Source organism: Promicromonospora sp. NPDC052451 (genome assembly GCF_044547525.1).
In the GTDB taxonomy this organism is placed as follows: Bacteria; Actinomycetota; Actinomycetes; order Actinomycetales; family Cellulomonadaceae; genus Promicromonospora.
On the sequence record NZ_JBIUAP010000018.1, the window covers coordinates 40,175 to 53,813 of the forward strand.

Genomic DNA, 13,639 nt, shown 5'->3' on the forward strand with positions numbered 1-13,639 from the left:
GGTCAGCCCTCCGCCTTCGGGGCGGCGCCGTCGTACACGCGCTGCTGCTCGGGAAGCATGTCCTCGTCACCCGCACCGCGCAGCGCGAGGCGCATCTTCACGGAGAAGGACTCCACGTAGGCCAGAGTCAGTGCGTCCTCGGTGCTCAGCGCGAACGTGACCGGCAACCCGCTGCGCGTCTCCAGGTTGTCGGACGCCTCCACCGTCCGCGGGAGGCCGACCTCCAGGACCAGGACGTTGGACACCCAGACCCGCGAGACGGGCTTCTCACCGCCGGTGCCGCCCATGGTCGCGATGATGTCCACGTGGTCGCCCGGCTCCACCTTGCCGGCCACGCCCGTCTCGGCGTCCACGATGATCGCCACCTCGCGGAACCCCGGCTGCACGCCCGGGCGCTCGATCAGCATGCCGCTCTGCAGCAGCGCCCCCTCGTCGAAGGCGGTCGCCGCGACGAGCCCGTCGGCGTCCTCCGCGCTGCGCACGGCCGTCTCGGGCACCCAGCGCTCCGGCACCCGGACCCGCTCCAGCATGGACTCGTCCACAGGCTCCAGGGCGTCGACCGAGCGGTTGAGCTGCAGCACGGTGACCATGGGCCCCACCTGGGAGCTCACGGTGCGCACGTAGGAGAGGACGCCGACGAAGACGGCGACCGCCAGGATCGAGGTGACGACGAGGAAGAACACTCCCCGGCGCTGACGCGGGTTCAACTGATCACTCCCTGGGTCTCGGTCGGTGTCCCGGTCGGCGTGTCGGCGTCGGTGCCGGCCGGCGGTTCCGTCCGGGCGCGGACCCGGCGCTCCGCGATGTCACAGAAGACGCACGCGCCGGCCACGGCCCGGCCGCACGCGTCGCAGGCGCCCCACAGGTACGACCGGGACAGCGCGGTCGCGACGGCGGCTCCCAGCGAACCCTCGACGGTCGAGGCCTCCAGCCAGCGCGTCGCCGTCCAGCCCGGTTCCGCGGCCACGAGCTCCGCGTCGGGCGACCGGGGCAGCAGCGTGCCGTCGTCGTCCGGCACGACGGGACGCGGGGAACGCGCCACGACGAGCAGGTCGCCGCCGTCCGGCACCCCGAGGCTGCCGCGGAAGCGACGCACGGTGCCGCGGGTGGACCCACGACCCGGATCGACGACGAACGCCGTGCGCGGCAGGTAGCTCCCGGCGTGCTGGCGGAACGTCGGGGTGGGCCGGTGCAGCGAGGCGACGCTCGACAGCAGCACCCGCGTGGTCGTGCGGGACAGCACCTCGTCGGCCACCGCACGCGCTGCCGATGCCGTGAGCCCGGGCGAGCACAGCCCCGCGAGCAGCACCGCCCAGGCGGTCATGGGGGCGTCGACGTGGAGCACCCCGATCCGTTCCGGGCCGAGCACCAGGCGCGTGGAGCGAGCCACGCGGCGGGCCGGCTCGTCACGGGTGGTCAGCACCACGTCGTCCGCCCGGAGCGCGGCGACGGCGTCGACGACCTCACCGAGTGTGCGCCCGACCCGGCGTGCCCCCGGGTGCGCACCGACCGGGCCGCCGATCGCAATGACCTGCACGCTACCCCCTCACGATCGCCACAAGCGCCCACGGATAGCCATGTGGACACCACGGACTGTACTAATTTTGCCCATAAACGTATACATGTCCGGCGGATGAATTCGACTTTTGAGCGTTTTCCCGTATCTCTGCGCTCATATGAGCGGCTACGATCCCGTGGTGGCCCGACCGAGAGGACTCCCGTGACACCGATGCAGCTCGTGGTCGACGACCGTCCGGTGGCCGGCGTCGAGGTCGCCGACACCGCCCTGGCCCGCGCACGCGGCCTGCTGTTCCGGCGCGAGCTGCCCGAGGCCCTGCTGCTGCGACCGTGCTCGTCGGTGCACGGTGCGTGGATGCGCGTGCCGCTCGACGTCGCCCTGCTCTCCGCCGGCCTGGAGGTGCTGCATACGCAGGTGCTGCGCCCGTGGGCCGTGACCCGGCCCCGCAGGGGCGTGCACCAGGTGCTCGAGGCGCCCGCCGGGAGCTTCGAACGCTGGGGCCTGCGCCCGGGCAGCCGCCTCGCCCTGGTGCGGGAGTGACCGGGGGTCATGGGTTGCCGAAGCTCTGGCCGCCGCTGAACGTCGGGGTCGGCGGTGCGGAGAAGTCGCTCGTGTAGTAGTCGTCGGGCGCCTCGAAGTCCTTGGCCCGGCACTGCGGCGCCGGCGACGTGGTCTGCTTGTTGCCGTCCACGTCGGTCACCTCGAACGACGACTCCGACAGGGTCCGGTTCTCGTCGACCGAGGTGAAGTCGACCTTGAAGAGGTCCAGGCCCTCCCACTTGAGGCCGTACCCGCCCCCCTCGGTGACCCTGTCCATGTCGTACGTGAGCTCGCGCACGTTGGCGTAGTCCTGGGCGGCCTCGTACAGCTCGCCGCCCTCGGAGTCCTCGCCGTTGATCTCGACATCGCCCTTCTTCAGGGTGCCGTCGTCGTTGCGGGGGAAGATCTCGTCGATCTTCGGGCCGAGCTTCTCGCGCAGCTCCGGGTACTGGTTGAAGTCGATGATCAGCTCCGTCTTCGAGAGAGTGCCTTCCTCCTCGGACTTGCTGTACCCACCTGTCGCCTTGAAGCCGTACGGGAGCACCACGTCGATGTCGATACCGGCCTTGTAGAGCGTCTTCATCACCTGGTCGTCCATGGCGATCGTGAGCTTGGACAGCTTGCCGTCCTTGTCCCAGATCACCGACGTGCTGGTGGTGCCCTTCCACTCCATGCCGACCTGCCCCTTGCCCTTGCCCTTGCCGGAGCTGGTCTCCTTGTCGTTCTTCTTGGTGAAGGGCTGCTTGCCGGACAGCTCGGCGCCGATCAGGAACCCGCCGATGTCGGACGAGGTGTACGTGGCGGTCACCGAGCCGTCCGACCACTGCCGGTCCTCGACCTGGATCTCGCCCTCGTAGCCGCCGTCGACCATGCCCTTGAGCTCGACGGGGCCCACCCCGGCACCCCACTTGAGACCACCCTTGAGCTTGACCTTCTTGATGTCGCTCGTGGACGTCGCGACGAGATGGTGGTCGGGCTCCTCGTCCTGAAGGTCCATCACGTCCCCGACGTCGGGCATGTGGTCCGGGGGCGGCGGGCAGTAGGAGCTGATGTGCGGCGGCGGGCAGTGCGTCGGCGGGGAGCTCACGATCTCCGCCGAGAGGGAGTACTTCTTGTACCAGTTGATCCAGTCCTGGGCCTTCTGCATGTCCGTGAACTCGTAGGTGTAGTCCTCGGCGTAGCCGGTGATGCCCGCGATGTCGAAGGCGATGGGCGTGCCGCCCACGTCGCTGCCGCTGGCGCCCACGCCGAACTCCACGCCCTTGAGGATGTGGATGCGGATGCGGCCGTCGCCCAGCTTCTCGATGAGCGTGCCGTTGCTGTCGCCCCAGCGGAAGAACAGGAACTGGATGTTGGTGCTGTCCACGTGTCCCGTGGCCTCCACCACGCAGGGCAGCTCCATGGAGCCGTACTTCTCGGTGACGCAGTTGGCCAGCTCGCCCGCGCGTGCGGCACGCTCCTTGCCGGGCTCGGCGTCCTCGTAGGCCGCCCATTCCTTCTCGCAACCCTTGGGCACAGGCAGCTCGCGGCAGCCCACCTGCACCTTCGGCGGGGCGTCCTCGTCGAACTCCTCGCTCGTGGGCAGGGTGGCGACGCAGGACTCGTCGTTCGGGTCGTCCCTGGGCTCGCCCCGGCCGTCGAGCACGCAGTCCACGAAGTCCTGGATCTCGTCCTCGCGGTACACGCGGTCCTCGCGGTCGCGGTCCAGGTGCCCCTCGGGCATGTTCGCCGAGAAGCAGATGGTCGGGCCCGGGTACCAGACACAGTCGATCTGCACGACGGCCGTGTCCCACTGCGACTCGGGCTTGTCCACGAAGTCGAAGGTCACGTCGTCCTCGCAGCGGCCCGTGGGCGGGCTGTACCTGTCCCCGGGGGACTCGTCGTCGCCCGGGTCACCGGGGTCCCCCGGGGAGCCGGGGTCGCCGCAGCTGTCGACACCCTCCTCCTTGACGATCGGGTCGACGGCACACAGCCACTGCTCGCTCACGTCGGCCGCCACCGGGGTCGCCGCGGCGAACACGATGCCGACCACCAGCAACAGGAGACCGATGACCGCGACGTACTCGGTGAGCGCCTGTCCCGCCTCGCGGTCTCGTCTGGTCATGCTCGAAAACTAGGACGGGAGCGTGAACTCGAACTGTCCGGGAAACGTCCCGTCGGCGTACAGATTTGCACCGAAACCGCAGGTCATGGGCCTGCGGCACCACGCAGTGGGGCCACGGGCCCAGAGCGCGGGAAGGTTTCACCCGACCGCTCACGGCTGCTTGAACTTCACGGTCCTGGTGTCCGGGTCGTAGTCGTAGCTGCCCGTGAACCCCCAGTTGATCCAGCCGCCGTCACCCTTGTTCTTCACCGTGCCCTGGTTGATCCCGATGACGTCCATCCCGTCGACCGTCGCCAGGTGCACGAACCCGAACAGGCCGCTGAAGCTGAAGTTGCCGAAGTCCTTCACCACCAGGATGTTCTTGTCCGGGAAGGCCGCGGAGTACTCGTCCAGCAGCGAGTGCACCCGCTCGGCCCGGTCGCCCGGGACGTCGCCGTCGTAGTCCGTGCCCGGGTAGGTGCCCTCGGTGAACTTGGGCGACTTGTTGTCCACGTACTCGGTGCCGATGTCGTGGCTCTGCTGCCCGATCTGCGTGGGCGGGTCGGAGAAGTCGTCGCTGTAGTAGGCAGGCGGCTGCTCGAAGTCCTTGGCCTTGCACTGCGGGGCCGGCGAGACCTTCTGCTTGGTGCCGTCCACGTCGGTCACCTCGAACGACGACTCCGACAGGATCTGCTCCTCGTCCACCGATGTGAACGACACCTTGAACAGGTCCAGGCCCTGCCATGTGATCCCGCCGCTGCCGCCCTCGGTCGCCCGGGTCGCGTCGTAGGTCAGCTCGCGCACGTTGGCGTAGTCCTCGGCGGTGTCGTACAGGAGCCCGCCCTCCTCGTTCTCCCCGTCGATCTCGACGTCGCCCTTCACGAGGTTGCCCTCCTTGTCACGGGGGAACACCTCGTCGATCCGGGGGCCCAGCTTCTCGCGCAGCTCCGGGTACTGGTTGAAGTCGATGATCAGCTCGCGCTTGGAGATGGTCCCCGACTCCTCGGACGTGCTGTAGCCGCCGTTCACCGCGAACCCGTACGGCAGCGCCACCGACAGGTCGACGCCGGCCTTGTAGAGCGTGCGCATGACCTGTTCGTCCATCGAGATGATGAGCTTGGCCAGCTTGCCCTCCTTGTCCCAGGCGGCCGTGGTGCTCGTGGTGCCCTTCCACTCCATGCCCACCGAGCCCGAGCCGGCCCCCGAGCCGGAGCTGGTCTCCTTGCCGTCCTTGTCCTTGGTGAACGGCTTCTTGCCGCCCAGCGAGGCCCCGATCAGGAACCCGCCGATGTCGGACGACGTGTACGTGGCCGTGCGGCTGCCGTCCGACCACCGCCGGTCCTCGACCTGGACCTCGCCCTCGTAGCCGCCCTCGACGCTGCCCGTCAGGGAGAACGGCCCGTTCTTGCCGGTCAGGCTGAGGCCGCCCTTGAGCTTCACCTTCTTGATGTCGCTGTCCGCCTCGGCCAGCTCGTGGTGCTCGGGCTCCTCGTCCTGGAGGTCCTGCACGTCGCCGACGTCGGGCATGTGGTCGGGTGGCGGCGGGCAGTAGCTCATGGGCGGCGGGCAGTTGCGGCCGCCGCCGCTGTAGACGATGGACTTGGCCATGTCGTACTTCTTGTACCAGTTGATCCACTCCTGAGCCTTGGTCATGTCCGTGAACTCGTACGTCTTGTCGGTGCCGTACCCGGTGATGCCGGCGATGTCGAAGCTGACCGGCGAGCCGCCCACGTCGCTGCCGCTCACGCCCGCACCCGTCTCCACCCCGGTGAGGATGTGGATGCGGATGCGCCCGTCGCCCAGCTTCTCGATGAGCGTGCCGTTGCTGTCGCCCCACCGGAAGAACAGGAACTGGATCTCCGAGCTCTCCACGTGACCGGTCGCCTGCACCACGCACGTCGGTTCCATGGACTTGTACTTCTCGACGATGCAGTTGGCCAGCTCCCCGGAGCGTGCGGCGCGCTCCCGGCCGGGCTCGGCGTCCTCGTAGGCCGCCCACTCCTTCTCGCACCCCTTGGGCACGGGGTACTCCCGGCAGCCCACCTGCACGCGGGGCGGGGCGTCCTCGTCGAACTCCTCGCTGGTGGGCATCGTGTTCACGCAGGAAGCGTCGTCGGGGTCGTCCTTCGGCCCACCGCGGCCGTCCAGCACGCAGTCCACGAAATCCTGGATCTCCTCCTCCAGGTACACGCGGTCGCCGACGTCGCGGTCGAGGTGCCCGTCGGGCATGTCCGCCGAGAAGCAGAGGGTCGGGCCCGGGTACCAGACGCAGTCGATCTGCACCACCGCCGTGTCCCACGGCGAGTCCGGTCTGTCGACGAAGTCGAACGTCACGTCCTGCTCGCAGTCGCCCGTCGGCGGGCTGTAGTCGTCGCCGGGGCCGGGCGTGTCGCCCGGCTCCCCCGGGCCGCCGTCCTCGTCCACGCAACCCTCCGCGCCGTCCTCCTTGACGATCGGGTCGACGGCGCACAGCCACTGCTCGCCGATGTCCGCCGCCACCGGGCTGGCGGCCGCGAAGACCACAGCGACCACCAGCAGCAGCACGCCGATGACCGCGACGTACTCCGTCAGCGCCTGCCCGGACTCGCGCGACGAGCGCCGGGCCCGGTCGCGCACCCCAGCACGACAACTTGCGTTCACCTCGACGTCGCCGGCCATTCACTCACGGTAGGAACGGGCGCAGCGAGGAACGACGGCCCGGCGACCCAACCGTGTACCCAGATTCCCTGGGCCCGGAGGCCCAGCACGGGCGCCGGACCGGACCGGGCCTGCCATGGCGCGGCCAACCGCCACGCCCATGAGCACACCCCTGAGAAAGACGCCGGAAAGGACACCGGGGCAATTCCGCGCGCCCGCACCGGGAGCACCTCGCACGGATTTCACCCTGGGACGGGAGCCGCGGCATCGCGCCGTTCACCGCCCTCACTTCACCACCACCGACGGGACGCCAGGAGCCAATTCCGTATGCTGTGTCATCGACCCCGGGCGCATTTCAGGGGCCCATTTAGGACATAAATCCCATCTGCCTTTAAAGGGTCGTCCATCGGTGTGGCGGGAGGAGGAGACATGAGCATGCTGGAGCCGGGCGTGCACGACTGGGTCGTGCATCGTCGTAACGTCGTGCGTTCGGTAGCAGCCCGGGTACCCGGGATCGATGCCGAGGAGGCCACCAGCCGCGCCCTGGAGAAGATGATCCGCATCGTCTCCACCGGCGGCACCATCACCGACCCCGCCCCCTACTGGCGACGCGCCGCGGTCAACGAAGCCATCTCCATGACCCGCGAGCAAGGCCGCACCACCCTCGTGGAGGACGACACCCTCGACGGCCTGACCCCACCCGCCCACGGCGCCGAGCTCGACGCCGAACGCCAGGCCGACGCCGGCATGCTCCGCACCGCCCTGGCCGACCTGGCCGACGACGACCGCCAGATCCTGTTCGACCGCCACGTGCACGACAAAGCCGTCACCGACATCGCCACCGGCCTGGGCGTCCGCCCCCACGCCGTGACCATGCGGCTACGCCGCGCCGAGGAACGCCTCGCCGGAGCGTTCGCCGCCGCCCACGCCCAGGCCGTGACCGAACCCGAGTGCCGCACCACCCGCGCCGGCATGCACGACTACCTCAAAGGCCGCATGCTGCCCCGCCGCCAGCACCGCCTCGAGGTCCACATGGACGGCTGCGCCGACTGCACCCGCGCCTTCATCGACGTCCGCGAAGTCTCCTGGATGCTCCGCGACCTCGGACAACACCTGGTCGCGGGCGCGGTGGCCACGGGCACGCTGGGCGCCGCGCTCGCCACCGCAGGGGTCGGCACCGTGGGCGGTGCCGCGACCGGACCGCGCCTGCCCCGGGCACAGCAGGGTGCGGTGGCGGCAGGTGTCGCGGCCGTGCTCGTCCTGGGCGGGATCGCCTGGGCCTCGCTCGGCGGCCAGGGTGACCAGCCACCCGCCCAGACCATCGCGGGTCCGGACACCGGCACCGCACCGGCCCGCCCGACGGCGCCGGAGGCTCCGCCGCCCGGGCGTCCGGCGCCGGACACCCCCGCGCCGGGCGGCGCGGAGCCGACCTCCGCGGCGGCCCCACGCCCCGAGGACGTCTCCGAGCCGGCCGAACCGGTGATCGAGCAGGTCGCGGCGCCCGAGCCGCCGGCCGGACCCGAGCCCGAGCCGGAGGCGGCGGAGCCGCTGTCCGACCCGCCGCCCGCCGACGCCGCGCCGGACGCCGGTACCGACGCGCCCGGGTCCGCCGCTCCCCCGGTCGAGCCCGCCCCGGAGGAGCCCGCGGCACCCGCACCGGAACCCGAGGCGCCGCCCGCACCCGAGCCACCCACCGCGCCGGAACCCCCGCCCGCACCCGAGCCGCCGGCCGAGCCCGAGCCGCCGGCGGGCGGGCCTCCTGGCAACCCCGGCAACCCGAACGGCAAGGGCCCGACCCAGGACAACGACCAGGGCCCGGGCAACGGCAACGGCGCCGGACCAGGCAAGGGGCCCGGCGCCGGACCAGGCAAGGGACCCGGGCACGGCAACGGTGGCGGTCAGGGCAACGGCAACAGCAACGGCAACGGCCGGGGCAACGGTTCCGCGCGGACCCTCGACGGGACCGCGGTGCCCGCCACGTTCGTCGTCGACCTCCTGCCGGTACACGCGCGGCAGGCCCACGTCACGGACTGAGCACGACCCCGGCGGCGCGCGCCCCGCTCCCCGGTCGACGGGTCGGACGCAGGCGACGGCCGGGCCGCCAGGTGATGGTTCTTATCATCCGGTTGACCGGGTCACCGCCCTGGCCCGACATTCGACACCTAGTGGCCCGGCGTGATCCGCCGTCGCGCACCGGAGCGCGGCAGCCGCACGGGCCGGAGCGGAGTCGCCATGACGTTCGACGACAGGTTCGGCCCGGGATCCACCGCCGGCACACCGGGCGCCGGTTCCGACGCCACCGGCACACCACCGCTGCTCGGCCGACGGAGCCTGCTGGTCGGCGCCGCGGTGCTCGGCTCGGCCGCCGCCCTCGGCGTCGGCGCGGCGGCCGGTGCCCCGGCCGCCGCCGCGGTGCCGGGCTTTCCCACCTTCACCCGGCTGGGCGCCGCCATGGACAGGTCCCAGCTCGCCTACGCCCCGGCGCGCAAGGAGATCATCTTTCCCTCGGTGCGCCACGTGGCGGGCAAGGTCCGCAACCCGCTCGGCGCCTGGTACATGTACTACGCGCCGCACGACGCCCCGGGCGGGATCTGCCTGGCGTACGCCGACTCGCTGGCCGGCCCGTGGCGCGAGTACCCGAACAACCCGATCATCTCCCGCACCTGGTCACCGCACTACTCGGTGAGCCACGTCTCCAGCCCGCACGCGGTCTGGAACGCCGACGACGGCCGCATCTACCTGTTCTTCCACGGGGAGAACACGACCACCCGGGTCGCGACGTCGGACGACGGCGTGAACTTCACCTACGGCGCCACCGTGCTGCACACGGGGATGCTGCCCTCCGACGTCACCGAGACGTCGTACGCCCGGGTGTTCCCGCACCCGACGCAGTCCGGCACGCACATCATGCTCTTCATGGGCGCCCAGGCCGGGACGCGCAAGATCTTCATCGGCTGGTCCGACCGGCTCGCCTCGGGCTGGCAGTTCAAGCACCAGCCCCTGATCTCGCCGCGCTCGGGCGAGGGCGGCCAGCTCTCGGGAGCGCACTACTGGTCCCGCAACGGCGGTGGCCACGTGGTCTACCACAGCGGGTCCGGCACCATCCACGTGGCCGACGTCGGCACGAGCTTCGACCGGGAGAACCACCTGGGCGTGCTCTACACGGAGCCGGTCGCGACCCGGGCCGCGGCACCGAGCTTCGCCGAGGAGGGCGGGCGGCTGTACATGTTCTACGAGGCCGGGGCGCGCAGCAACACCAACATCGCCATCGCGCGGACGGCCTGACCGCCGGCGGCCGTCGTCCGGGCCTCACGGACGGCGGCCGCCGCCGGCACGATCGCCCGGGACGGTGCCGCCCCCCCGACCCGTGCCGGTGGAACCCGGCGCACCCCCTGCGAGAGGATGGCCTGGGACGACACCGGCCCGCGCGCCGGCGACAGGGCGACGACGGGGGCCGTATGACCGACGAACCACGCACCGGACCGGTGAGCCTCGCGGGCCGGGGGCGCCTGCTGCGGCTCGGGGCACCACGCGACACCTCCGCGGTCCGGCACCTGGTGACGTTCCTCGTCGCGAGCGTGGTGACGGTGCTCGCCACCCGGGCCTACCTCGCCGCGACGGGCTACCCGCAGATCGGCGGCGGTGGCCTGCACGTCGCCCACGTGCTGTGGGGCGGCCTCCTCATGGCCCTGGCGATCATGCTGCTGCTCTCGTACGTGGGCCCGGTGCCCCGCTCGCTCGGCGCGATCCTCGGCGGTGTCGGCTTCGGGCTGTTCATCGACGAGGTGGGCAAGTTCGTCACCTCCGACAACGACTACTTCTACGCGCCCACCGCCGCGATCATCTACGTCGTCACGGTGCTGCTCGTGCTCGTCGTCGAGGGGCTGCACGGCCGCCGGCCGCACCACCCGGCGGAGTACCTGGCGGTCGCCGCCGACCGGCTCGCCACCGGCCTGGCCGGCGGGTTCACCCCGGACGCCCGCGAGGAGGCGCGCACCCTCGCGCGGCGCGGTGCCGGCGAGCCGGGCGCCGACCTGGTCACCCGCCTCGTCGAGGCCGTCCCCGACGACGACGCCGACGTGCCCGACCTGGTCCGTTCCGGCGTGGACCGGGTGGTGCGCGGGCTGGACGCGCTCGTGGACCGCGCCTGGGTGGCATGGCTGGTGATCTCGCTGCTCCTGGTCACGAGCGCCGCGGAGGCCACGGTCGGCGTGCGCATCGTCCAGGGTCTGGTGCCCGGGCTGCCCACGTGGACCGGTGTCGCGATCCTCGTGGCGGTCACGGCGTCGGTGGTGCTCCTCGCCGTGGGCGTCGTGGTCGGCCGCCGGGACCGCCTGCACGGTGCCGCCTGGGTGCGCCGGGCCGTGCTGGTCAGCCTGCTGTTCACGCAGGTCCTGGTGTTCCGTGCGGTGCGGTGGACGGCGGCCTTCGGACTGCTGCTGGACGTGCTGGCGTTCCTGGCGCTGGAGGTCGCGCTCCGCGAGGAGCGGACGGCGGGCCGGTCGCGCCGTCCCGTGTGACGCGCACCCCAGGACGCACCCGTTGACCCTGTTCCTGGGACACGGTTTCTACTGGCTTACGCCGGCGGACAGCCGGCCGTAGAAACCCGGCGCCCGTCTCGGGCGCCCCGTCGGAAGAGACGCCCATGGCAGGCTTCAACCCCTACGAGGACCTTCAGGACCTGGTGGCGCAGGTGCCTGAGCTGGTGCAGCCCCTGATCGTCGCGTTCGCCGGCGCGATCCCGTACATCGAGGGCGAGGGATCGGCGGCGCTGGGCGTCCTCGCGGGCATCAACCCGGTGGTCGCCGGCGTCTCCGGCGCGGCGGGCAACATCATCGCCGTCGTGCTGGTGGTGCTGCTCAGCTCGCGGGCCCGAGGCGCGGTCCAGGCCCGCCGCGCCCGGAAGGTCGCGGCGGACGCCGGTGCACCCGTGGCGGCCCGGGCGGTCCCGGCAGGCGCCGGCACCACCGTCGCGGCCGGCCCTGGTACGGGCGCGGGGCCACGCCCCGAGGCGGAGCCGGACGCCACGGCAGGCCCGGGGGCCGAGCCGCAGCCCGACGCCGACGGCAACGGCGTCGGCGACGCCGAGCCCACCACCCGCAAGGCCAAGGGCCAGAAGCGTCTGCGCCGCTGGCTCGTGCGGTTCGGCGTCCCCGGGGCGAGCCTGCTCGGCCCGCTGGCGCTGCCCACCCACCTGACGGCCGCGACCCTGGTCGCCTCCGGCGTGAGCAAGAACTGGGTCATCCTCTGGCAGGTCATCGCCATCGTCGCCTGGACCACCGTCCTGACCCTGGCTGCTGCCGGCTTCATCACGGCGATCACGGCCGCCTGACCCTCGTTCACCAGGCCGCTGGGGACCGTCATGCATGGCATGACGGTCCCCAGCGGCCTGGTGAACAACCGTCCACCTCCGGGGGCACCCGGACAGGTCGTGGCGTCAGGCGTGCGACGCCGCCGTCGTGGTCGAGCGGGCCGGCCACAGGGCGATGGCCAGGCCGGCCAGCGCGCTCAGGACGTGCAGCACGTTGTCCGCAGCGTTGATGTTGATGATGTTGATGCCGGGGTTGTTCACCGCGAACAGGCCGAACACGAACGTCGCGCCGTACCCGACGGCGAGCAGCCAGCCGAAGGTCCGGGCCCGGCCCGGCGTGGACCACAGCGCGAGGCCGAGCAGGCCGATCACGATGTGCACGATGTTGTGCAGCGGGTTCACGGCGAAACCGAGCAGCGTCTGGCCGTGGTCGTGCTCGGCGAAACCGCTGAAGCCGGTCACGAAGAACCCCGCGATGCCGACCACGAGGTAGACCGCGCCGATCGTCACGGCGAGCCACTGGTGCGGTGCCCTGGTACGTGTCGAGGGCGTGTACTGCGTCATCGCTGATCTCCATCCTGGGTGGGTGTCCGTGCGCACCCCTCGGCCGTCGTACCGGACGGCCGGCGGGGCTCAGCAGGGGTTCGGACCCACGCCCGGATCGGATGGGTCAGTGCGCGGCGGGATCTCCGGTGAGCGACCAGCTCGCCAGCAGGTCCAGCGCCCGGGCCGACGGCGAGCCCGGCTCCGTCGAGTAGACGTACAGCGTGGTGTCGGCGTCGCCGGGCAGGGTGAGCGTCTCGTACCCGACCGTGAGGTCCCCGACCACCGGGTGCCGCAGCCGCTTGGCGCCGTACGTGCGCCGGTTGACGCGGTGCTCGTCCCACCACCTGCCGAACTCGGGTGCGGACTGGCGCAGCTCCGCGACCAGCTCGGCCGTCGCCCGGTCCTCGGGATCGTTGCCCGCCTCCAGGCGGAGGCTCTCGACGGCCACGCGCGCCTGCTCCTCCCAGTCGACGAACAGCGACCGCGCCTCGTCGTCGAGCAGCATCCACCGCGCGTAGTTGCGCCGCGGTGCGGGGAACCGCTCGAAGTCGGTGAACAGCGCCCGGCCCATGCGGTTCTGTGCCAGCACGTCCGACCGGCGGCCGAGCACCAGCACCGGCACGTCGTCCAGCGCGTCGAGGAGCTGGTACAGGCCGGGGCGCACGCGCTGGACGGGACGGGACCGCTGCTGCGGCCTCGTGGTGCCCAGGCCGATCAGGTCGGCGAGGTGGGCCCGCCCCGCCGCATCGAGGTCGAGCGCGCGGCCGATGGCGTCCACGACCGACGGCGACGGCACGATCCGCCGCCCCTGCTCCAGACGCGCGTAGTAGTCGGTGGACACGCCCGCCAGGAAGGCGACCTCCTCCCGGCGCAGGCCGGGCACGCGGCGCACCCGGCCGTCGGCCGGCAGGCCGGCCCGCGAGGCGTCGCACTGGCTGCGGGCGCGCCGCAGGAAGTCGGCCAGCTCGGTGTTCTTCTCGGGCATGTCCTCATTCTGCGCGGC

11 protein-coding genes are annotated in these 13,639 nt (G+C 71.7%); 5 read left to right on the plus strand and 6 right to left on the minus strand.

The genetic code is table 11. The annotated features are described in order from the left end of the window. Positions 1-2 precede the first annotated feature (2 nt). Both cpaB and ACIG47_RS24090 read right to left on the minus strand, forming a co-directional pair. The gene (cpaB, locus tag ACIG47_RS24085; protein WP_397433595.1) at positions 3-707 is read right to left on the minus strand and encodes a Flp pilus assembly protein CpaB; all 705 of its coding nucleotides are present in this window, start codon (positions 705-707) and stop codon (positions 3-5) included. After that, a complete protein-coding gene (locus ACIG47_RS24090) occupies positions 704-1,537 on the minus strand; it encodes a hypothetical protein (RefSeq protein WP_397433596.1) in 834 nt (277 codons plus the stop codon). Before ACIG47_RS24090 ends, cpaB begins: the two co-directional genes overlap by 4 nt. A 192-nt stretch (positions 1,538-1,729) precedes the next feature. Between ACIG47_RS24090 and ACIG47_RS24095 the strand changes: the two genes are divergently transcribed. Then, positions 1,730-2,059 carry a DUF192 domain-containing protein gene (locus ACIG47_RS24095; RefSeq protein WP_397433643.1) on the plus strand — a complete coding sequence of 110 codons (330 nt, stop codon included), beginning with the start codon at positions 1,730-1,732 and terminating at the stop codon, positions 2,057-2,059. A 7-nt stretch (positions 2,060-2,066) separates the two neighbouring features. Here the strand turns inward: ACIG47_RS24095 and ACIG47_RS24100 are convergent, their stop codons facing one another. Both ACIG47_RS24100 and ACIG47_RS24105 read right to left on the minus strand, forming a co-directional pair. Then, complete coding sequence (locus ACIG47_RS24100) at positions 2,067-4,163, minus strand: hypothetical protein (protein WP_397433597.1); 2,097 nt, start codon at positions 4,161-4,163, stop codon at positions 2,067-2,069. 150 nt (positions 4,164-4,313) lie between these two features. After that, positions 4,314-6,800 carry a hypothetical protein gene (locus ACIG47_RS24105; protein WP_397433598.1) on the minus strand — a complete coding sequence of 829 codons (2,487 nt, stop codon included), beginning with the start codon at positions 6,798-6,800 and terminating at the stop codon, positions 4,314-4,316. Positions 6,801-7,208: 408 nt separating this feature from the next. Here ACIG47_RS24105 and ACIG47_RS24110 point away from each other — a divergent pair, with 408 nt between their 5' ends. The 4 genes from ACIG47_RS24110 to ACIG47_RS24125 all read left to right on the plus strand — a co-directional run bounded on the left by ACIG47_RS24110 (position 7,209) and on the right by ACIG47_RS24125 (position 12,111). Further along, a complete protein-coding gene (locus ACIG47_RS24110; RefSeq protein ID WP_397433599.1) occupies positions 7,209-8,813 on the plus strand; it encodes a hypothetical protein in 1,605 nt (534 codons plus the stop codon). A gap of 198 nt (positions 8,814-9,011) precedes the next feature. After that, positions 9,012-10,064, plus strand: a complete 1,053-nt coding sequence (locus ACIG47_RS24115; protein ID WP_397433600.1) for a hypothetical protein — start codon at positions 9,012-9,014, stop codon at positions 10,062-10,064. Between the two features lie 173 nt (positions 10,065-10,237). Further along, positions 10,238-11,299, plus strand: coding sequence for a hypothetical protein (locus tag ACIG47_RS24120; RefSeq protein WP_397433601.1), 1,062 nt, complete (start codon positions 10,238-10,240; stop codon positions 11,297-11,299). Between the two features lie 125 nt (positions 11,300-11,424). After that, on the plus strand, positions 11,425-12,111 hold the full coding sequence (locus tag ACIG47_RS24125; protein WP_397433602.1) for a small multidrug efflux protein: 687 nt from the start codon (positions 11,425-11,427) through the stop codon (positions 12,109-12,111). A 105-nt stretch (positions 12,112-12,216) separates the two neighbouring features. Here the strand turns inward: ACIG47_RS24125 and ACIG47_RS24130 are convergent, their stop codons facing one another. Together ACIG47_RS24130 and ACIG47_RS24135 are read right to left on the minus strand one after the other, a co-directional pair. Continuing rightward, on the minus strand, positions 12,217-12,654 hold the full coding sequence (locus tag ACIG47_RS24130) for a DUF4383 domain-containing protein (protein ID WP_397433603.1): 438 nt from the start codon (positions 12,652-12,654) through the stop codon (positions 12,217-12,219). Between the two features lie 106 nt (positions 12,655-12,760). Then, positions 12,761-13,621, minus strand: coding sequence for a helix-turn-helix transcriptional regulator (locus ACIG47_RS24135; protein ID WP_397433604.1), 861 nt, complete (start codon positions 13,619-13,621; stop codon positions 12,761-12,763). Positions 13,622-13,639 lie beyond the last annotated feature (18 nt).